The organism is Maridesulfovibrio sp. (genome assembly GCF_965230075.1).
Classification (GTDB): domain Bacteria; phylum Desulfobacterota; class Desulfovibrionia; order Desulfovibrionales; family Desulfovibrionaceae; genus Maridesulfovibrio.
Genome location: NZ_OZ245945.1, coordinates 1,199,623 through 1,217,256, shown reverse-complemented (window position 1 = coordinate 1,217,256; position 17,634 = coordinate 1,199,623). Strand labels below are relative to the sequence as shown.

Here is a 17,634-nt window from a genome sequence, read left to right as displayed (position 1 = left end):
AATTACCTGCCCTTGACTTTGCTACCCTTACCCATGAGTCCCTCGTACTGACGAGAAATCATGTAGGATTCAATTTTACCCATAAAGTCCATTGCAACACCGACAACGATGAGCAGTGCGGTTCCACCGAAATAGAAAGGCACGTTGAACTGGGCAATAAGAATCATAGGCAGTACGCAGATAGCTGCAACGTACAGAGATCCCCAGAGAGTGATCCTGGTCAGAACGCGGTCAATGTATTCACGGGTTCTGGTACCGGGACGAATACCGGGGATAAAACCGCCCTGCTTCTGAATATTCTCTGCAATTCCTTTAGGATCAAACATGATCGCAGTGTAGAAATAGCAGAAGAAGATGATCAGGGCGATGTATACTACGTTATATACTACGGAAGATGGAGCGAAGTACGCAGAGAACTTGGACAGAATCTCGTTATTGGAGAAGCTTGCCAAGGTTGCAGGGAACATCAGGATAGAAGATGCGAAAATGGGGGGAATAACACCGGCGGTGTTGATTCGCAGCGGCAGATGTGTGGTCTGACCGCCCATCATTTTGCGTCCCATCATGCGCTTGGCATAATGTATTGGAATCCTGCGCTGTCCACGCTCCATATAAACGATAAAAGCGAGAATGGCGACCATGAATGCCAGAACAAACAGGAGCAGGAAGAGAGTAATTTCTCCAGCCTGCATCAGTCTGACGGTATTGAAAATCGCAGCCGGAAGGCCTGCAACAATACCGGCAAAAATGATCATAGAGATACCGTTACCGATGCCTTTCTCGGTCATTTGTTCACCGAGCCACATCAGGAAAACAGTACCTGCTGTCAGAGTCAGGATGGTGATGCCTCTAAAGGCCCAACCTGCATGCAGTACAACAGGAGCACCGGTAGGACTGGTCATACTTTCCAGCCCGACAGCGATGCCGAAACCCTGAACTAATGTAATCAGCACAGTGCCGTATCTGGTGTACTGGGTAATCTTCTTGCGTCCCTGAGCCCCTTCTTCTTGAAGTCGCTTAATGGTGGGACTAACCACACCTAGAAGTTGAACGATAATAGACGCGGAGATATAGGGCATGATCCCTAACGCGAATATGGACAAGTTACGCAACCCGCCGCCTGAGAACATGTCAAAAAGGCCGAAGAGAGTGTTAGAAACACTCTCAAAAAAATCGGCCAATGCTGAGCTGTCTACGCCCGGGACCGGGATGTGAATCCCGATCCGGTAGACAGCCAGAAGAAGAAAAGTCCAGAAGAGCTTTTTCTTCAGTTCCGGCAGTCGGGAAAGATTATCAACTCCAGACAATGCCACGTTTTATCCTTCCAGGGCTTTGGCAGTACCACCTGCCTTTGTGATCTTTTCAGTCGCAGATGCGCTGAAGCGGTGTGCTTCGATGGTAACAGCAGCACTAACTTCACCCATGCCGAGAACTTTCACGAGAGCACCTTTTTTGCAAAGGCCTCTTTCGTAAATGTCTTCGAGGGAGATTTCAGTTTTGCCTTCGAAGGCACCAAGAATCTGACCAACGTTAAGAGCTACATACTCTTCGCGGAAAGGATTCTTGAAACCGCGCTTAGGCAGACGGCGAGCCAGAGGCATCTGACCACCTTCAAACCAGGCGGGGACACCGCCGCCGGAGCGGGCGTTCTGACCCTTGTGACCCTTACCGGAGGTTCCACCCCAGCCGGATCCGCCACCGCGACCTACGCGCTTGCGATTTTTACGTTCCTCTTGGAACGGATATATTTCGTGCAGCCTCATGATTCAGTTACCTCCACAAGGTGCTCAACTTTTTTGATCATCCCACGTACTACGGGATTATCTTCAAAGCTCTTTTCCTGCCTGATCTTACGCAGTCCCAGCGCCTTGATTGTAGCGCGCTGTTTGGGATTGCAGCCGATCATGCTGCGAACGAGTTTTACCTTAAGCATAACTATGTCCTCCTACTTTCTGGGAGTCACAACTTTCTTCCCGCGGAGCTGACCTACTTCATCAGCGCTGCGCAGGGAAGCAAGTCCGGCGATAGTCGCGCGAAGGACGTTATGCGGGTTGTTGGTGCCGATAGCCTTAGTAAGGATATCGTGTACGCCTACAACTTCAAGTACCGCACGCACAGGACCACCGGCAATGATACCGGTACCCTTGGATGCGGGCTTGAGCATTACGCGTCCTGCACCGTAACGGCCGAGGACTTCATAAGGAAGGGTACCGTCCAGCAGAGGTACGGAGATCATTTCCTTACGGGCTTTCTCTGATGCTTTACGAATAGCTTCAGGTACTTCGTTTGCCTTACCAAGTCCGAAACCGACCTGACCTTTACCGTCACCTACCACAACCAGGGCACTGAAGGAAAACCTTCTACCACCCTTAACAACTTTAGCTACTCGGTTGAGGTAAACGATTTTTTCAATCAGACCCAGATCATTCTGTTCCATGGATATTCCCATAAGTTTAGAATTTCAGGCCACCCTCACGAGCGCCGTCTGCCAGGGCCTTAACCCTGCCGTGATAGATATAACCGCTGCGGTCGAAAACAACAGTTTCGATCTTCAGTTCCTTAGCCTTGGCAGCGATGTCTTTACCGACTTTAGCTGCAGTCTCGCAGGTGAGCTTGAGAGCTTCACCATCTTTAGCGAGTGCTTTGGAAGATGATGCGGTCACGGTTTTGCCAATCAGATCATCTACGAGCTGAGCGTAGATGTGCTTATTTGAACGGAATACAACAAGACGCGGGCGAGCTGCAGTACCGCTAATTTTCTTGCGGATGCGGATCTTTTTACGCTGTCTTGCCTGTTCTTTAGTCATTTTCATGGCTTTACCCTACTATTTACCGGACTTACCGGCTTTACGTCTGATCTGTTCATCAATGTACTTGATGCCTTTGCCTTTGTAAGGCTCCGGCGGACGTACACGACGAAGCTGCGCTGCAACTTCACCAACCAGCTGCTTATCTACGCCGCTGATGGTGAGCTTGGTGTTGCCTTCTGCGCTAGCTTCGATTCCAGCAGGCAGTTCATAGTTAACGGGGTGGGAGAAACCAACGTTCAGAACGATGTTCTTACCCTGTACGTTAACCTTGTAACCAACACCGACTACTTCCAAAGTCTTGGAGAAGCCTTTGGAGACTCCTTCAATGCAGTTGGCAAGCAGGGAACGGTGCAGGCCGTGCTGAGCACGTTCCTGACGGGAATCGCCAGACCTCTTCACCTCGACCACATTATCAGCAACGGTGAAGCTGACCATGGGGTGTACCGGGGTGGTGATGGTGCCTTTGGGGCCCTTTACGGAAACCACGTCAGCACCAACAGTTACTTCCACTCCGGAAGGTATTTCAACAGGTTTTTTTCCAATTCTGGACATAATAAAACCTCTCTACCAGATTTCGCACAAGAGTTCGCCGCCAACGTTAAGCTCTTTCGCTTTAACGCCGTCAACTACGCCCTTTGAAGTGGAAAGTATGCAAATCCCAAGTCCATTGAGGACAGAGGGAATATCTTCAACGCCTACAAACACGCGACGACCGGGTGTGCTGATTTTCTTCATGCCGCTAATGAGGGCTTTTCCATCAACATACTTAAGGGTGACGTTAATTTCATTGTCTTCAGCAGTGAAGTCAGTGATGTAACCTTCTTCCTTAAGAATCCCGGCGATAGCTGTTTTGATCTTGGACCCGGGAATGGCCACGGTCTTGTGATAAGCACCGTGAGCATTACGAATGCGGGTCAGCATATCGGCGATAGGATCGACAACAGGCATTTTAAACTCCTTATATTACCAGCTGGCTTTACGCACGCCGGGAAGTTCACCCGCAAGGGCCTTTTCCCTGAAGCAGATACGGCAGATGCCATATTTGCGCAGGAATGCACGAGGACGACCACAAATGGGGCATCTGTTATATTCGCGCACCTTGAACTTAGGCTTACGTTTCGCCTTAACTTTTAAAGCTGTCCTGGCCAAAACGATATCCTCCTATTTCTTGAAGGGCATACCAAGAAGCTCGAGGAGCATCTTGCCTTCTTTATCAGTTTTAGCAGTGGTGACGATAGTCACGTTCATACCCTTGGGAATCTCGATTTTGTCGAGCTGAATCTCAGGAAAGATAGTCAGTTCCTTGATTCCGAGAGTGAAGTTACCGCGTCCATCGAAGCCTTTGTCAGGAATACCGCGAAAGTCGCGAACGCGAGGAAGTGCAAAGCTGATCAGCTTGTCCAGGAAGTCCCACATCATGTCTCTGCGAAGAGTAACACGGGAACCTACAGGCATTCCTTCGCGCAGCTTAAAAGCTGCAATTGACTTTTTCGCTCTGGTGACTACTGCGCGCTGACCGGCAATAGCGGTCAGTTCTTCAACAGCACCGTCGATGAGCTTAGCGTTCTGGCTTGCTTCACCGAGTCCGATGTTAAGAGAGATTGCCTTAATACCAGGAATCTCCATCGAGCTCTTGTACCCGAACTCTTTGTTCAGAGCCGGGGCGACCTTGTCCGTATATATTTTTTCGAGACGTGTCATCGCAAAACCCTAGTCGATGATTTCGTTACATTTTTTACAAAAACGGATGTTCTTTCCGTCTTCGGTCTCACGTACGCCAACGCGGGTTGCTTTTGTGCAAGCGGGGCACACAACCTGAATGTTGGAGATGTGAACAGGGGCTTCTTTCTCAACGATACCGCCGGGCTGGTTAGCATAGGGGTTCGGCTTGGTGTGCCTGGAAACCATATTAACCTGCTCTACGAGGACAGTGTCCTTCTTGCGGTTGATCTTGAGGACCTTACCGATCTTCCCCTTATCCTTGCCGGCGATGACCATTACTTTGTCATCAACATGTATCTTGTTCATGCCGTTTACCTTCTTGTGATAAGGATTACAGAACCTCGGGAGCGAGAGAAACGATCTTCATGAAGCCTGCGCCTCGAAGTTCTCTTGCTACGGGACCGAAAATACGAGTCCCTACCGGGTCCATGGAGTTGTTCAGAAGAACGGCAGAGTTATTGTCGAACTTGATGTAAGAACCGTCAGGACGACCAATTTCTTTCTTGGTACGAACAACGACAGCTTTCATCACAGCGCCCTTCTTCACTTTGGAATGGGGCATCGCTTCCTTAACGGAAACCACAATAATGTCTCCGACACTGGCGTAGCGTCTCTTGGAACCGCCAAGTACCTTGATGCAAGATACTTTTTTGGCACCAGAGTTATCTGCTACGTCAAGTTTAGATTCTACCTGAATCATAGCTAATACCCCTAAACTGCTTTTTCCAGAATTTTATCGAGATGCCACCTTTTGCGCCGGCTAAGGGGGCGGAATTCAACAATCTGTACCTTATCGCCGATACCGCATTCATTGGACGGATCGTGTGCCATGAATTTGGTGTGGCGACGGATGTATTTTTTATACAGGGAATGCTTAACGAGGGTCTCGCAACGCACAACAATAGTCTTGTCGGCTTTGTCAGAGACAACCACGCCGGTCAGCACGCGCCTGTTTCCTTTCAGATTAAGCTCTGCCATGGCTTATGCTCCCAGTTCCTTTTCACGCTGCACGGTGAGGATCTTTGCGATGTCTTTTTTAACATCGGACAGTCTCTGGGTGTTTTCCAGCTGTGCAGTAGCATGCTGGAAACGAAGGTTGAAAAGCTCCTGACGAGCTTCTGCAAGCTTCTCATTCAGAGCAGCGTTGTCGAGTTCACGAAGTTCTTTGGCTTTCATTTTACAATCCCTCCTTGACTACGATGGTAGTTTTAACAGGAAGCTTGTGAGATGCACGGACCAAAGCTTCTTTGGCCAGTTCAATGTCAACGCCCTTCACTTCGTAGAGGATGCGACCGGGCTTAACCGGGGCAACCCAACCAACCGGGGAACCTTTACCTTTACCCTGTCTGACTTCAGCAGGCTTGGCAGTGATAGGCATGTCGGGGAAAACCCTGATCCATACCTGACCGCCACGCTTGATGTGACGCATGATAGCGACACGAGCTGCTTCGATCTGGTTGTTGGTAAGTTTTCCGTGTTCCAGAGTCTTAATCGCGATATCGCCGAAAGCGATAGTAGAACCGCGCTGAGCTTTACCTTTCAGGCGACCTTTCTGACGCTTACGGAATTTAACTTTCTTAGGTGATAGCATTACTGTTCCACCTCGTGGTCGAGAATTTCACCTTTGAAGATCCAGACCTTGATGCCGATGACACCGTAGGTGGTGTTAGCGCGTGCTACACCGTAATCGATGTCAGCTCTGAGAGTCTGAAGGGGCACACGGCCATCGCGGTACCATTCGGTACGTGCGATTTCTGCACCAGCAAGACGACCGGCACAAGCCACTTTGATACCCTCTGCGCCGAATTTGCGAGCAAGACCCACAATGCGCTTCATAGCGCGACGGAAAGCCACACGGCGCTCAAGCTGCTGAGCGATGTTCTCAGCAACGAGCTGCGCGTCGGTTTCGGGACGGCGGATTTCGCTTACTTCAAGAGCGAATTCTTTATTGAATTTTCTACGAAGGTCTTCACGAAGTTTTTCGATCTCAACACCTTTACGGCCGATGATGATACCGGGACGTGCAGTGTGAATGATCAGACGGATTTTGCCGCCAGCACGCTCGATCTCAATTTTGGAGACGCCTGCGTGGAAGATCTTCTCTTTTACATATTTACGAATGCTGTCGTCTTCGTAGACGAAAGCGGGATAGTCCTTACTGGAGAACCATCTGGAAAGCCAGTTCTTGGTGTATCCAAGTCTGAAGCCGTATGGATGTACTTTCTGACCCATGACACTACCCTACATTTCTTTTACTACGACGGTTATATGGCTGGTGCGCTTGCGAATGCGATACGCACGACCCATAGCCCTGGGCTGAATTCTCTTCCAGGTAGGACCTTCATCAACTTTGACGATGTCTACGCAGAGAGAGTCAACATCCACTCCGGGAATCTGCTCGGCGTTAGCCACTGCAGAGTAAAGCACTTTACTGAGCATTTCAGCACCCTTTTTGGGAGTGAACTTCAGAATGTTGAGGGCTTCCTCAACAGGCTTTCCCTTGATGTTTTCCGCTACCAAGCGCACTTTCCTAGGAGAAATGCGCATATATTTTGCAATAGCTCTTGCTTCCATTGCTCAACACCTTCTAGCGTTTGGCCTTGCTTTTCTTATCAGCAGCGTGGCCGTAGTAGGTACGGGTGGGGGAGAATTCGCCCAGCTTATGTCCTACCATGTTTTCGGTCACGAAGACAGGGATAAACTTACGGCCATTGTGTACTGCGAAGGTCAGACCTACCATTTCGGGAATGATAGTGGAGCGACGGGACCAGGTCTGGATAACCTTGCGGTCACCTGATTCCTGAGCTTTTACGACCTTTTTAAGCAGATGATCGTCAATAAACGGGCCTTTTTTCAGTGATCTTGGCATTACAGTCTCCTACCTCTGCCCGCGGCGTTTAACGATGAGCTTGGAAGAAGGTTTCTTCTTACTGCGGGTCTTGTATCCCTTAGCAGGCATACCCCAAGGAGAAACGGGGTGTCTACCACCGGAACTGCGACCTTCACCACCACCGAGGGGGTGATCGATCGGGTTCATGGCAACACCACGAACTTTAGGTCTGCGACCCAGCCAGCGGTTACGTCCGGCCTTACCAATGGTAATGTTTTCGTGATGGATGTTACCAACCTGACCTACAGTAGCGCAACAAGTTGCGAGAACCTTGCGGACTTCACCGGAAGGCATACGCAGAAGAGCATATTTGTCTTCTTTCGCGATGAGCTGTGCGTAGGTACCGGCAGCGCGGCAGAACTGTCCGCCCTTGCCGGGATACAATTCGATATTGTGAACGATAGTACCAACAGGGATGTTCTTCATCAGGAGAGCGTTGCCGGGCTTGATGTCGGCTTTCTCACCAGCGAGAATTTTGTCACCCTTGTTCAGTCCTACAGGACAAAGGATGTAGCGCTTTTCACCGTCTGCGTAGTGCAGCAGAGCGATGCGAGCAGACCTGTTGGGATCATATTCGATTGAGGCAACAGTTGCGGGAACTTCCACTTTGTTACGTTTGAAGTCGATGATACGGTACAAACGTTTAGTACCGCCACCACGACGACGGGAAGTAATACGGCCGTTGCTGTTTCTACCGGCCTTCTTGGTCAAACCCTTGGTAAGGGTTTTTTCCGGAGTAGACTTGGTAATCTCCTCAAAGGTGGAGATAGTCTGGAACCGGCGACCGGGGGAGGTCGGCTTCAGTTTACGAGTAGCCATCTCTTAAACTCCTTCGAAGAATTCGATTTTTTCGCCTTCAGAAAGCTTTACGTAAGCTTTCTTGTAGCCGGACAATTTACCGACAACACGGCCGAACTTTCTGCGAAGACCAGGTCTTTTACGTACGATGCGTACGGAATCAACCTTGACGTCGAAAGCAGATTCAACTGCTTTTTTGACTTCAGTCTTATTGGCAGAAGGCAGCACGTAGAAGGCAACCTGATTGGCTGCTTCCTTAATGTCAGTAGCCTTTTCCGATATTACCGGTTTGATAAGAATCTGAGTATAGTCCATGACTATTTTAACCTCTCCTGCAGATCCTGTGCTGCGTTCTCAAGCATTACCAGCTGACGAGCTTTCAGAATGTCATAAACATTCAGCTGATCGGCAGTGATAAGCTTAATGCCGGGGATGTTCCTCGCAGAAAGGAGGAGTTTGTTATCTGCGTCCTTAACAACGACCAAGGCTTTTTCGAGACCGAGAGCTTCAGCAACTTCTACGAAGAGCTTAGTCTTGATTTCGGGAAGGTCGATGTTCTTCACAACCATCATCTTCTCTTCGGAGAGTCTGGAAGTGAGAGCCATTCTGAGAGCCAGACGGCGGACCTTTTTATTTACCTTGAAGGAGTAGTCGCGGGGCTGGGGACCAAAAGTGGTTCCACCACCACGCCACAGGGGTGAACGTGTGGAGCCTGCGCGAGCACGACCGGTGCCTTTCTGGCGCCAGGGCTTTGCACCACCGCCGCGTTTCATACCACGAGTTTTAGTGGCATGAGTACCCTGGCGTTTGGCTGCAAGCTGGGAACGTACTACGAGATGCAGGATTTCAGGCTTGACCGGAACTTCGAAAACTTCCGGAGCAAGATCCATGCTCCCGACTTCCTTTTTAGTTTGATCATATATAGTAATGGTAGCCATTTTTTAATTCCTCTAGCTGGTCTTGCGGATCATAACGAGACCGTTCTTAGGACCGGGAACCTGTCCCTTTACCACGAGAACGTTTTCGTCTGCACGAACGTCTACGATTTCAATGTTGGAAACAGTAACGCGCTCGTTACCCATCTGACCGGGCATTTTTTTGCCTTTGAATACTTTGCCAGGGAAAGTAGCGTGGCCGATGGAACCAGGAGAACGGTGTACCTTTTCAGCACCGTGGGATGCACGGGAACCTGCGAAGTTCCAGCGCTTCATTACGCCCTGGAAACCTTTACCCTTGGAGGTGCCGGTAACTTTTACCTTTTCACCTGCGGCAAAGATGTCCACGGAGATTTCCTGGCCCAGTTCGTAGTCAGCTACAGTGTCAAGGGGAAACTCACGAAGGTGACGGAAATAGCCTTTACCAGCTTTTTCCTGATGACCTTTTGCGGGCTTGTTAACCTTGCGCTCGGGAAGAGCGTCGTAGCCGAGCTGGATGGCGTTGTAGCCTTCCTTCTCTTCGGTCTTTACCTGCATAACAGGACAAGGACCTACTTCGAGAACAGTGACAGGCACAACAGAACCGTCGTCTGCGAAGACGCGGGTCATGCCCAGTTTTTTACCGAGTAAACCGATAGTTTTTGCCATGTTGAATCCCTCCCTTACAGCTTGATTTCAACGTCAACACCAGCGGGCAGGCTGAGCTTGCCGAGTGCGTCAACGGTCTGCTGGGTGGGTTCAAGAATATCAAGCAGACGCTTGTGGATTCTCATCTCAAACTGCTCACGAGACTTTTTGTCGACGTGCACAGAACGCTGAATGGTAGTACGGCTGATCTGTGTGGGCAGCGGGATGGGACCTGCGATAGCAGCGCCGGTATTGCGGGCAGTATCCACAATCTCGGTAACTGCTTTATCAAGGATACGGTAATCGTATGCCTTGAGCTTGATCCTGATTCGATCACTAGTCATAGAAACCATGTTAATTTCTCCTAATTGAATTCAGAGACGGCCTTTTTAACTTGCAACAGTAAGAAGGAGTGTGAGGTAAACCTTCCGGGCCTGGTATGGTCGTCCGGCCAGCATGCCAAACCTTATACCTTATCTCTGTGGTTTCACGGGTGGTTCCCGTAAAAATAAGAACCTCCCGAACTCGTATGAGGTCCGGGAGGTATAGTGCTTTTTCAGCGTTGCTGTCAAGCAAATATCAAATAAAAATTAAAATTAGTTTAATTTTTATTGATCAACTCTTCAGCAATAGAAGCTGGAACAGCCTCGTAGTGGTCGAACTGCATGGTAAAAGTAGCGCGGCCCTGAGTCTTGGAACGGAGGTCGGTTGCGTAACCGAACATTTCGCTCAGAGGAACGTCACACTTAACAACCTGTGCGTTAGCACGGGCTTCCATGGAGCCGACACGACCACGGCGACCGTTAAGGTCACCCATGACGTCGCCGAGGTACTCTTCAGGAGTAACAACTTCAACAGCCATGATGGGCTCGAGCAGCTGGGGAGCAGCTTTCTTAACCGCATCTTTCAGTGCCATAGAACCGGCGATGTAGAATGCCTGCTCGGAGGAGTCAACATCGTGGTAGGAACCGAAAGTCAGGGTTGCCTTGATATCAACGAGAGGGAAGCCGGCGATAACACCATTCTTCATTGCATCGTGGATACCACGGTCAACTGCGGGGATGTATTCCTTGGGAATTACGCCGCCCTTAATTTCATCTTTGAATTCATATTCGCTTTCTTTGTTGGGCTCGATAGTAACGACAACGTGACCGTACTGACCGCGACCACCAGACTGCTTGGCGTATTTGAGATCAGACTCAACCGCCTTAGTGATGGTTTCACGGTAAGCAACGCGGGGTGCACCGACGTTTGCGTTAACGTTGAACTCGCGCAGGAGGCGGTCAACAATAACTTCGAGGTGAAGTTCGCCCATACCGGAGATCAAGGTCTGACCAGTTTCCTCGTCACCTTTGACGCGGAAAGAGGGGTCTTCCTTGGCAAGCTTACCAAGTCCCTGGCTGAGGAGGTCGCGGTCGGCCTTGGTTTTAGGCTCAATAGCAACTTCAATAACCGGCTCAGGAATATCGAGGGATTCGAGGACAACTGCGTTCTTCTGTTCGCAGAGGGTGTCACCGGTAGCCATGTTCTTAAGACCTACAGCTGCAACGATGTCACCAGCGTATGCTTCCTTGATTTCCTCACGCTTGTTAGCGTGCATCTTCAGCAGACGACCGATACGCTCTTTTTTACCAGTTGCGCCGTTAATGAAAGTAGCACCGGATTCAATTTTACCGGAGTACAGGCGCAGGAAGGTAAGGTGACCGACAAAGGGGTCAGTCATGAGCTTGAAGGACAGAGCTGCGAGAGGAAGATTGTCGTCACAGGGACACTCAATTTCCTTGTCAGTGCCAGGCTCGGTACCAACGATCGCTTTAATGTCCAGAGGAGAAGGAAGATAGTCAACAACAGCGTCAAGCAGAGGCTGAACACCTTTGTTCTTAAATGCGGTACCGCAAAGAACGGGGCAGATGGTCAGATTGATTGTAGCTGTGCGAATACCCTTGATGATTTCTTCGGGGGTGAGTTCTTCACCACCGAGGTACTTATCGAGGAGTTCTTCGTCTTCTTCTGCAATAGCTTCGATCAGTTCGAGGCGCATGGCTTCGTACTGGTCCATCATGTCAGCAGGAATGTCCTCAATGGAGTAATCCTTACCCATGACGTCGGTGTAGATGAATGCCTTACCGGTGATAAGGTCAACTGCACCCTGATATTCGTCTTCAGCTCCGATAGGGATCTGAAGGGGTACAGCTTTAGCGCCGAGACGGTCCTTGAGCATTTCTACACAGCGGAAGAAATCTGCTCCGATACGGTCCATCTTGTTAACGAAAGCCATACGGGGAACTTCATATCTGTCAGCCTGACGCCAAACGGTTTCAGACTGAGGCTCAACACCGGCTACTGCATCGAAAACGGCTACAGCACCGTCGAGCACACGCAGTGCACGTTCAACTTCCATGGTGAAGTCAACGTGACCGGGGGTATCAATAATGTTGATGCGGTGATCTTTCCACATACAGGTGGTAGCAGCACTGGTAATGGTAATGCCGCGTTCCTGTTCCTGGACCATCCAGTCCATGGTAGCTTCGCCATCATGAACTTCACCGATTTTGTGAGAAACACCAGTATAGAAAAGAATGCGCTCAGTAGTGGTAGTCTTACCCGCATCAATGTGGGCCATGATACCAATGTTACGCTGTTTATCTCTAGCAACCTTTCTAGCCACTTTGTACTCCGATTACCAACGGTAGTGAGCAAAAGCCTTGTTGGCTTCGGCCATACGATGGGTGTCTTCCTTTTTCTTCACAGCTCCGCCGCGCTTGTTGTAAGCATCGAGGAACTCACCGCTAAGACGTGCAACCATACCCTTCTCGCCTCTGGAGCGAGCAAAGTTGATCAGCCATCTGATAGCCAGGGAAACCTGACGATCGGGACGGACTTCAACGGGCACCTGGTAAGTGGCACCACCTACACGGCGGGACTTAACTTCCACGTGAGGCTTAACGTTTTCCACTGCCTTTTCAAAAGCCTTGATAGGATCTTCCTGGGTTTTGTCACCGAGGAATTCAAGAGCTTGATAGAATATATTTTCAGACACACTCTTCTTACCATCGTACATGAGTCTGTTCATGAACTTGGTTGCGAGCTGAGAACCGTATACCGGATCGGGAAGAATCTGTCTTTTGGGTACCGGACCTTTACGAGGCATATTGGTATACTCCTTGGAATTTAATGCTATTTAGGACGCTTTGCGCCGTACTTGGAACGACCCTGACGACGATCTGCAACACCAGCGGTGTCGAGGGAGCCGCGAACGATGTGGTAACGAACACCAGGTAAGTCTTTTACACGACCACCACGGATGAGTACCACGGAGTGTTCCTGAAGGTTATGACCTTCACCACCGATGTATGCAGTAACTTCGATGGCATTAGTCAGACGCACACGAGCGACCTTACGCAGTGCGGAGTTAGGCTTCTTAGGGGTGGTGGTGTACACGCGGGTGCACACGCCACGGCGCTGGGGGCAGGCCTGAAGCGCAGGAGTCTTCTTACGCTTGAGCTGCTTTTCACGCCCTTTTCTTATAAGCTGATTGATGGTTGGCATGAACCCTCCAAATTAAGTTTAATTACAAAGACCGACGCAGTTAGACTAATATTTCACAATTTGTCAAGACAAATTGTGAAATATTTGCTCCGTTGTCACTTGAGTCAGGCTGCAACCACCTGCTCTATTGACCGGTACTGCGCATTGGCGCCGGCACTATCTTTCGTTAACGAGCAACGGCTCTTCTTCCAATTCCTCAAGGAATTTATCTGCACGTTCGGGCTGATCGGGAACGATAATATCCGTGCGTGCATACTTACGGAAACCGGTACCAGCCGGAATGAGTCGGCCAACGATGACGTTTTCTTTCAGGCCGCGCAGGTAGTCCTTCTTGCCGCAGAGTGAAGACTCGGTAAGAACCTTGGTAGTCTCCTGAAATGAAGCCGCGGAAATGAAGGAGGCGGTTGAAAGAGAAGCCTGAGTAATACCGAGAACGTGAGTCTGTGCGGTAGCAGGCTTAAGTCCGTTAGCGACTGCGTCCTGGTTGGTTTCCATGAAGCGCTGCTTATCCACCTGTTCGCCCACAAGAAAATGGGTCTCACCGGGATCAACGATGCTGACCTTCTTGAGCATCTGGCGGACAATAACTTCGATGTGCTTATCGTTAATTCCAACACCCTGGAAACGGTAAACGTCCTGAATTTCCTCAACAAGAAAACGTGCGAGGAATTTCTCGCCCTTTACTTTGAGGATATCGTGCAGTTCGGGCAAACCTTCTGTCATCAGGTCACCGGCTTCAACGAAGTCGCCTTCCTGTGCAGTAATGTGGCGGCCCTTGGGCACGAGGTATTCTTTGGTTTCGCCTACCTCAGGGGTAACAATAATTTTGCGCTTGCCTTTGGATTCAGGTCCATAGGAGACCACACCATCAATCTCCGAAATGATTCCAAGTTCCTTTGGTTTACGCACTTCGAACAGCTCCGCAACTCGGGGAAGACCACCAACGATGTCTTTGGTCTTTGAGGTTTCGCGAAGCTTACGAGCGATAATCTCACCAGCATTGACGACATTACCGTCTTTAACCATCAAAATCGCGCCAACCGGCAACGGGTAGACCGCTTTCAGGGTGGATCCAGGGCGGGTCAGGGGTTCGCCGTCTTCGCCGCAGATAGAGATTGAAGGTTTAAAGTTTGTGGTACGGTATTCCTGGATTGTGTAGGTAGCCTGTCCTGTGGCTTCGTCAACACGTTCCTGGAAAGTTTTACCTTCAACGAGGTCGGTAAATTTAACAGTACCGGTTACTTCTGTGATGAAAGGTTCTGCAAGCGGATCCCACTCGGCCAGCATGGTTCCTTGTGTGATCTGCTGCCCTTCCTCAACAAAAAGTTTAGCACCAAGAGGCAGAACGTATTTTTCACGTTCTCTGCCCTGCTCGTCCACAATACCGATCTGGCAACTCTTACCGAGGACCATCTGATGGCCGTCAGCGTTACGGACGGAGCGCATACGGTTCAGGACAACGGAACCGTTATGCTGTGCTTCAAAAGAAGACTGCTGAATTTCACGGGATGCGGTACCACCGATGTGGAAGGTACGCATTGTCAGCTGTGTTCCCGGTTCACCAATAGACTGTGCAGCGATGATACCTACAGTTTCACCAACGTTTACAACATGGCCCCTTGCGAGGTCACGGCCGTAGCACATGGCGCAGATACCGTGCTTTGCACGACAGGTCAGCGGGGAACGGACAGTCATGGAGTTGATACCGTTTTCATCAATGATCTTCGCTGCTGCTTCATCGATAAGGGAATCGGCGGGAACGAGGATTTCACCGGTATCTTCCTTGACTACATCGTAAATAGTCACACGACCGAGGACTTTCTCGGACAGTCTTTCCTTGATCTCGCCACCCTTGATGTAGTGGGTAAGTTCAAGACCGTCGACTGTGCGGCAGTCATGTTCGGCAATGGTCACGTCCTGAACAACATCAACAAGACGACGAGTCAGGTAACCGGAGTTCGCTGTTTTCAGAGCGGTATCCGCGAGACCTTTACGAGCACCGTGAGTAGAAATAAAGTACTGCAGAACGGAGAGACCTTCACGGAAGGATGAAGTAATCGGAGTTTCGATAATTTCACCGGAAGGTTTCGCCATCAGACCACGCATACCTGCGAGCTGACGCATCTGGTCCTGGTTACCACGAGCACCGGAATGAGCCATCATGAAGACCGGGTTGAAGGAAGAGTTGGTTTCCTCTTTACCAGTCTTGGGGTCAACCATGACGTCAGTGGACATCTCGTTGGTCATCTCGGTTGAAACGTCGTTGGTTACCTTGGTCCAAACGTCAACAACCTTGTTGTACTTCTCAGTACGGGTGATGATACCTTCGCGGTACTGTGCTTCAATGTCTTCAACCTCAGCGTGTGCGGTCTCAAGCAGTCCGGCCTTTGCAGCAGGAATGGTCAGGTCCTTAACACCAATGGTCACAGCTGCACGGGTTGCGTGCTCGTAACCGAGGTCTTTGAGGCGGTCACAAAGAATAACGGTAGCCTTGCTGCCTGCAGAGCGGTACGCACTGGAAACGAGCTTGGCGATGTTCTTCTTGGTCATGACCACGTTTGCGAATTCGAAACCCATACCTTCGGGGAGAAGTTCACCCACGAGAATACGTCCGGGAGTAGTTTCAACCAGTTCACCTTCGATACGAACCTTAATGCGGGCGTGCATGCTGACCACTTTAGCATCCAGAGCGGCAATAACTTCCCACGGAGCAGTGAAGATCATGCCTTCCCCTTTGGAGAAAGAACGCTCAACGGTCAGGTAGTACAGACCGAGAACGATATCCTGAGAGGGGTTGATGATGGGCTGTCCGTTTGCAGGGGACAGGATGTTGTTTGAAGACATCATCAGGACACGACACTCGATCTGTGCTTCAACAGAAAGAGGAACGTGAACAGCCATCTGGTCACCGTCAAAGTCAGCGTTGTATGCGGAACATACAAGCGGATGCAGCTGGATAGCCTTACCTTCAACCAGAGAAGGTTCGAAGGACTGGATACCGAGACGGTGAAGGGTCGGAGCACGGTTGAGCATGATCGGGTATTCGCGGACTACATCGTCGAGGATATCCCAGACAACGAGGTCTTCACGTTCAACCATCTTTTTAGCGCTTTTGATGGTTGTAGCGATTTCCCTGCGCTCAAGTTCTGCATAAATAAAAGGCTTAAACAGCTCCAAAGCCATCTTCTTAGGAAGACCGCACTGATGCAGTTTCAGCTTGGGTCCAACAACAATTACGGAACGACCGGAGTAGTCAACACGTTTACCGAGCAGGTTCTGACGGAAACGACCCTGCTTACCCTTAATCATATCAGAAAGGGATTTCAGGGGACGGCCGTTGGTTCCGGTGATGGCGCGGCCACGGCGACCATTGTCGAACAGTGCGTCAACGGATTCCTGCAGCATACGCTTTTCGTTGCGGATAATGATGTCCGGAGCACCGAGTTCAATGAGGCGCTTCAGACGGTTGTTCCTGTTGATGACGCGACGGTAGAGGTCGTTGAGATCGGAAGTTGCAAAACGTCCACCATCAAGAGGAACCAGAGGACGCAGCTCGGGCGGAATAACCGGAATGACGTCCATGATCATCCACTGGCAGTCGTTACCGGACTCGAGGAAAGCTTCAACGATCTTGAGACGTTTGGTCAGCTTTTTCTTTTTGGTCTGGCTTCGGGTGGTCAGGGACTCTTCACGGAGTTCATGCCTAAGTGCGGGCATATCAATCTGGGCCAGCAAACCTTTAATAGTCTCAGCGCCCATACCCACTTCAATGGCTTCTTCGCCATAGTGGTCGATTACCTGAAAATACTGGTCTTCAGAAATGATCTGATATTGCTTGAGCGGAGTTTCACCCGGATCAAGCACGATATACGAATCAAAGTACAGAACTTTCTCAAGGTCGGCCATGGTGATATCAAGCAGTGTGCCGATCTTGGAAGGAAGGGTTTTCAAAAACCAGATATGGGCGACAGGAGCTGCAAGCTCAATGTGGCCCATGCGTTCACGTCTGACTTTGGAAGCGATAACTTCAACACCGCATTTTTCACATACGATGCCGCGGTGCTTCATGCGCTTGTACTTACCGCAGTTACACTCGTAGTCTTTTACGGGTCCGAAAATTTTAGCGCAGAAAAGACCATCTCTCTCAGGCTTAAAAGTCCTGTAGTTGATGGTCTCGGGCTTCTTGACTTCACCGAAAGACCATTCGCGGATCTTTTCGGGAGAAGCAATGGAAATCTGAATACCTTTGAGGCCGCGCCCTGCGAGACCTGCGCCGGATGTTCTACGCATAGTGAACAGTTCG

At 50.1% G+C, this 17,634-nt stretch carries 26 protein-coding genes; all 26 read right to left on the bottom strand.

The genetic code is table 11. The annotated features are described in order from the left end of the window. Positions 1 to 2: 2 nt before the first annotated feature. Positions 3 to 1,313 carry a preprotein translocase subunit SecY gene (secY, locus tag ACO05Z_RS05530; RefSeq protein ID WP_421901154.1) on the bottom strand — a complete coding sequence of 437 codons (1,311 nt, stop codon included), beginning with the start codon at positions 1,311 to 1,313 and terminating at the stop codon, positions 3 to 5. Positions 1,314 to 1,316: 3 nt separating this feature from the next. Further along, positions 1,317 to 1,763, bottom strand: coding sequence for a 50S ribosomal protein L15 (rplO, locus tag ACO05Z_RS05525; RefSeq protein WP_421901153.1), 447 nt, complete (start codon positions 1,761 to 1,763; stop codon positions 1,317 to 1,319). Next, positions 1,760 to 1,933 carry a 50S ribosomal protein L30 gene (gene rpmD, locus ACO05Z_RS05520; protein WP_421901152.1) on the bottom strand — a complete coding sequence of 58 codons (174 nt, stop codon included), beginning with the start codon at positions 1,931 to 1,933 and terminating at the stop codon, positions 1,760 to 1,762. The genes rplO and rpmD overlap by 4 nt, the downstream gene beginning before the upstream one ends. A gap of 12 nt (positions 1,934 to 1,945) precedes the next feature. Then, positions 1,946 to 2,437 (bottom strand): 30S ribosomal protein S5, encoded by a 492-nt coding sequence (rpsE, locus tag ACO05Z_RS05515; protein WP_015851083.1) that lies wholly within the window; start codon positions 2,435 to 2,437, stop codon positions 1,946 to 1,948. 16 nt (positions 2,438 to 2,453) lie between these two features. Beyond that, positions 2,454 to 2,813, bottom strand: coding sequence for a 50S ribosomal protein L18 (rplR, locus tag ACO05Z_RS05510; RefSeq protein ID WP_015851082.1), 360 nt, complete (start codon positions 2,811 to 2,813; stop codon positions 2,454 to 2,456). A 12-nt stretch (positions 2,814 to 2,825) separates the two neighbouring features. Further along, entirely contained in the window at positions 2,826 to 3,362 is a 537-nt protein-coding gene (gene rplF / locus ACO05Z_RS05505; protein ID WP_421901151.1) for a 50S ribosomal protein L6, read from the bottom strand. Positions 3,363 to 3,374: 12 nt separating this feature from the next. After that, the gene (gene rpsH, locus ACO05Z_RS05500; protein WP_421901150.1) at positions 3,375 to 3,758 is read right to left on the bottom strand and encodes a 30S ribosomal protein S8; all 384 of its coding nucleotides are present in this window, start codon (positions 3,756 to 3,758) and stop codon (positions 3,375 to 3,377) included. Between the two features lie 15 nt (positions 3,759 to 3,773). Continuing rightward, the gene (locus ACO05Z_RS05495) at positions 3,774 to 3,959 is read right to left on the bottom strand and encodes a type Z 30S ribosomal protein S14 (RefSeq protein ID WP_015337847.1); all 186 of its coding nucleotides are present in this window, start codon (positions 3,957 to 3,959) and stop codon (positions 3,774 to 3,776) included. Between the two features lie 12 nt (positions 3,960 to 3,971). Further along, positions 3,972 to 4,511: a 50S ribosomal protein L5 gene (gene rplE, locus ACO05Z_RS05490; RefSeq protein ID WP_421901149.1), complete on the bottom strand. Its 540-nt coding sequence runs from the start codon at positions 4,509 to 4,511 to the stop codon at positions 3,972 to 3,974. 9 nt (positions 4,512 to 4,520) lie between these two features. Then, the gene (gene rplX, locus ACO05Z_RS05485; protein WP_015851078.1) at positions 4,521 to 4,838 is read right to left on the bottom strand and encodes a 50S ribosomal protein L24; all 318 of its coding nucleotides are present in this window, start codon (positions 4,836 to 4,838) and stop codon (positions 4,521 to 4,523) included. A gap of 25 nt (positions 4,839 to 4,863) precedes the next feature. Next, positions 4,864 to 5,232 carry a 50S ribosomal protein L14 gene (gene rplN / locus ACO05Z_RS05480; RefSeq protein ID WP_015851077.1) on the bottom strand — a complete coding sequence of 123 codons (369 nt, stop codon included), beginning with the start codon at positions 5,230 to 5,232 and terminating at the stop codon, positions 4,864 to 4,866. Between the two features lie 11 nt (positions 5,233 to 5,243). After that, complete coding sequence (gene rpsQ / locus ACO05Z_RS05475; RefSeq protein WP_015851076.1) at positions 5,244 to 5,510, bottom strand: 30S ribosomal protein S17; 267 nt, start codon at positions 5,508 to 5,510, stop codon at positions 5,244 to 5,246. A 3-nt stretch (positions 5,511 to 5,513) separates the two neighbouring features. Continuing rightward, positions 5,514 to 5,708 (bottom strand): 50S ribosomal protein L29, encoded by a 195-nt coding sequence (rpmC, locus tag ACO05Z_RS05470; protein ID WP_015851075.1) that lies wholly within the window; start codon positions 5,706 to 5,708, stop codon positions 5,514 to 5,516. 1 nt (position 5,709) lies between these two features. After that, on the bottom strand, positions 5,710 to 6,123 hold the full coding sequence (rplP, locus tag ACO05Z_RS05465) for a 50S ribosomal protein L16 (RefSeq protein ID WP_163352555.1): 414 nt from the start codon (positions 6,121 to 6,123) through the stop codon (positions 5,710 to 5,712). Beyond that, positions 6,123 to 6,764, bottom strand: a complete 642-nt coding sequence (gene rpsC, locus ACO05Z_RS05460; RefSeq protein ID WP_015851073.1) for a 30S ribosomal protein S3 — start codon at positions 6,762 to 6,764, stop codon at positions 6,123 to 6,125. The genes rplP and rpsC overlap by 1 nt, the downstream gene beginning before the upstream one ends. Positions 6,765 to 6,773: 9 nt before the next feature. Then, positions 6,774 to 7,106 carry a 50S ribosomal protein L22 gene (rplV, locus tag ACO05Z_RS05455; RefSeq protein ID WP_015851072.1) on the bottom strand — a complete coding sequence of 111 codons (333 nt, stop codon included), beginning with the start codon at positions 7,104 to 7,106 and terminating at the stop codon, positions 6,774 to 6,776. A 13-nt stretch (positions 7,107 to 7,119) separates the two neighbouring features. After that, positions 7,120 to 7,401 carry a 30S ribosomal protein S19 gene (gene rpsS / locus ACO05Z_RS05450; RefSeq protein WP_015851071.1) on the bottom strand — a complete coding sequence of 94 codons (282 nt, stop codon included), beginning with the start codon at positions 7,399 to 7,401 and terminating at the stop codon, positions 7,120 to 7,122. A gap of 9 nt (positions 7,402 to 7,410) precedes the next feature. Further along, positions 7,411 to 8,241, bottom strand: a complete 831-nt coding sequence (rplB, locus tag ACO05Z_RS05445; RefSeq protein ID WP_421901148.1) for a 50S ribosomal protein L2 — start codon at positions 8,239 to 8,241, stop codon at positions 7,411 to 7,413. 3 nt (positions 8,242 to 8,244) lie between these two features. Next, on the bottom strand, positions 8,245 to 8,535 hold the full coding sequence (rplW, locus tag ACO05Z_RS05440; RefSeq protein ID WP_015851069.1) for a 50S ribosomal protein L23: 291 nt from the start codon (positions 8,533 to 8,535) through the stop codon (positions 8,245 to 8,247). A 2-nt stretch (positions 8,536 to 8,537) separates the two neighbouring features. Continuing rightward, positions 8,538 to 9,158: a 50S ribosomal protein L4 gene (rplD, locus tag ACO05Z_RS05435; RefSeq protein WP_421901147.1), complete on the bottom strand. Its 621-nt coding sequence runs from the start codon at positions 9,156 to 9,158 to the stop codon at positions 8,538 to 8,540. A 12-nt stretch (positions 9,159 to 9,170) separates the two neighbouring features. After that, positions 9,171 to 9,803, bottom strand: coding sequence for a 50S ribosomal protein L3 (gene rplC, locus ACO05Z_RS05430; RefSeq protein WP_421901146.1), 633 nt, complete (start codon positions 9,801 to 9,803; stop codon positions 9,171 to 9,173). A 14-nt stretch (positions 9,804 to 9,817) separates the two neighbouring features. Continuing rightward, positions 9,818 to 10,135, bottom strand: a complete 318-nt coding sequence (rpsJ, locus tag ACO05Z_RS05425; RefSeq protein ID WP_015851066.1) for a 30S ribosomal protein S10 — start codon at positions 10,133 to 10,135, stop codon at positions 9,818 to 9,820. Positions 10,136 to 10,383: 248 nt separating this feature from the next. Beyond that, entirely contained in the window at positions 10,384 to 12,450 is a 2,067-nt protein-coding gene (gene fusA / locus ACO05Z_RS05420) for an elongation factor G (RefSeq protein ID WP_421901145.1), read from the bottom strand. A gap of 12 nt (positions 12,451 to 12,462) precedes the next feature. Next, positions 12,463 to 12,933: a 30S ribosomal protein S7 gene (rpsG, locus tag ACO05Z_RS05415; RefSeq protein ID WP_015851064.1), complete on the bottom strand. Its 471-nt coding sequence runs from the start codon at positions 12,931 to 12,933 to the stop codon at positions 12,463 to 12,465. Between the two features lie 26 nt (positions 12,934 to 12,959). Then, a complete protein-coding gene (gene rpsL, locus ACO05Z_RS05410; RefSeq protein WP_015851063.1) occupies positions 12,960 to 13,331 on the bottom strand; it encodes a 30S ribosomal protein S12 in 372 nt (123 codons plus the stop codon). Between the two features lie 156 nt (positions 13,332 to 13,487). After that, positions 13,488 to 17,621 carry a DNA-directed RNA polymerase subunit beta' gene (gene rpoC / locus ACO05Z_RS05405; RefSeq protein ID WP_421904168.1) on the bottom strand — a complete coding sequence of 1,378 codons (4,134 nt, stop codon included), beginning with the start codon at positions 17,619 to 17,621 and terminating at the stop codon, positions 13,488 to 13,490. Positions 17,622 to 17,634 lie beyond the last annotated feature (13 nt).

Excerpts from the sequence above, each read along its gene's own strand:
- rplF (WP_421901151.1), bottom strand. The coding sequence starts at position 3,362 with ATGTCCAGAATTGGAAAAAAACCTGTTGAAATACCTTCCGGAGTGGAA.
- rplR (WP_015851082.1), bottom strand. The coding sequence starts at position 2,813 with ATGAAAATGACTAAAGAACAGGCAAGACAGCGTAAAAAGATCCGCATC.
- rpsC (WP_015851073.1), bottom strand. The coding sequence starts at position 6,764 with ATGGGTCAGAAAGTACATCCATACGGCTTCAGACTTGGATACACCAAG.
- rpmD (WP_421901152.1), bottom strand. The coding sequence starts at position 1,933 with ATGCTTAAGGTAAAACTCGTTCGCAGCATGATCGGCTGCAATCCCAAA.
- rplE (WP_421901149.1), bottom strand. The coding sequence starts at position 4,511 with ATGACACGTCTCGAAAAAATATATACGGACAAGGTCGCCCCGGCTCTG.
- rplN (WP_015851077.1), bottom strand. The coding sequence starts at position 5,232 with ATGATTCAGGTAGAATCTAAACTTGACGTAGCAGATAACTCTGGTGCC.
- rpmC (WP_015851075.1), bottom strand. The coding sequence starts at position 5,708 with ATGAAAGCCAAAGAACTTCGTGAACTCGACAACGCTGCTCTGAATGAG.
- rpoC (WP_421904168.1), bottom strand. The coding sequence starts at position 17,621 with ATGCGTAGAACATCCGGCGCAGGTCTCGCAGGGCGCGGCCTCAAAGGT.
- rpsL (WP_015851063.1), bottom strand. The coding sequence starts at position 13,331 with ATGCCAACCATCAATCAGCTTATAAGAAAAGGGCGTGAAAAGCAGCTC.
- rplC (WP_421901146.1), bottom strand. The coding sequence starts at position 9,803 with ATGGCAAAAACTATCGGTTTACTCGGTAAAAAACTGGGCATGACCCGC.
- rpsQ (WP_015851076.1), bottom strand. The coding sequence starts at position 5,510 with ATGGCAGAGCTTAATCTGAAAGGAAACAGGCGCGTGCTGACCGGCGTG.
- rpsG (WP_015851064.1), bottom strand. The coding sequence starts at position 12,933 with ATGCCTCGTAAAGGTCCGGTACCCAAAAGACAGATTCTTCCCGATCCG.
- rplP (WP_163352555.1), bottom strand. The coding sequence starts at position 6,123 with ATGCTATCACCTAAGAAAGTTAAATTCCGTAAGCGTCAGAAAGGTCGC.
- rplO (WP_421901153.1), bottom strand. The coding sequence starts at position 1,763 with ATGAGGCTGCACGAAATATATCCGTTCCAAGAGGAACGTAAAAATCGC.
- rplW (WP_015851069.1), bottom strand. The coding sequence starts at position 8,535 with ATGGACTATACTCAGATTCTTATCAAACCGGTAATATCGGAAAAGGCT.
- rpsE (WP_015851083.1), bottom strand. The coding sequence starts at position 2,437 with ATGGAACAGAATGATCTGGGTCTGATTGAAAAAATCGTTTACCTCAAC.
- rpsS (WP_015851071.1), bottom strand. The coding sequence starts at position 7,401 with ATGCCAAGATCACTGAAAAAAGGCCCGTTTATTGACGATCATCTGCTT.
- rplX (WP_015851078.1), bottom strand. The coding sequence starts at position 4,838 with ATGAACAAGATACATGTTGATGACAAAGTAATGGTCATCGCCGGCAAG.
- rpsJ (WP_015851066.1), bottom strand. The coding sequence starts at position 10,135 with ATGGTTTCTATGACTAGTGATCGAATCAGGATCAAGCTCAAGGCATAC.
- rplV (WP_015851072.1), bottom strand. The coding sequence starts at position 7,106 with ATGGAAGCAAGAGCTATTGCAAAATATATGCGCATTTCTCCTAGGAAA.
- rplB (WP_421901148.1), bottom strand. The coding sequence starts at position 8,241 with ATGGCTACTCGTAAACTGAAGCCGACCTCCCCCGGTCGCCGGTTCCAG.
- rpsH (WP_421901150.1), bottom strand. The coding sequence starts at position 3,758 with ATGCCTGTTGTCGATCCTATCGCCGATATGCTGACCCGCATTCGTAAT.
- rplD (WP_421901147.1), bottom strand. The coding sequence starts at position 9,158 with ATGGCTACCATTACTATATATGATCAAACTAAAAAGGAAGTCGGGAGC.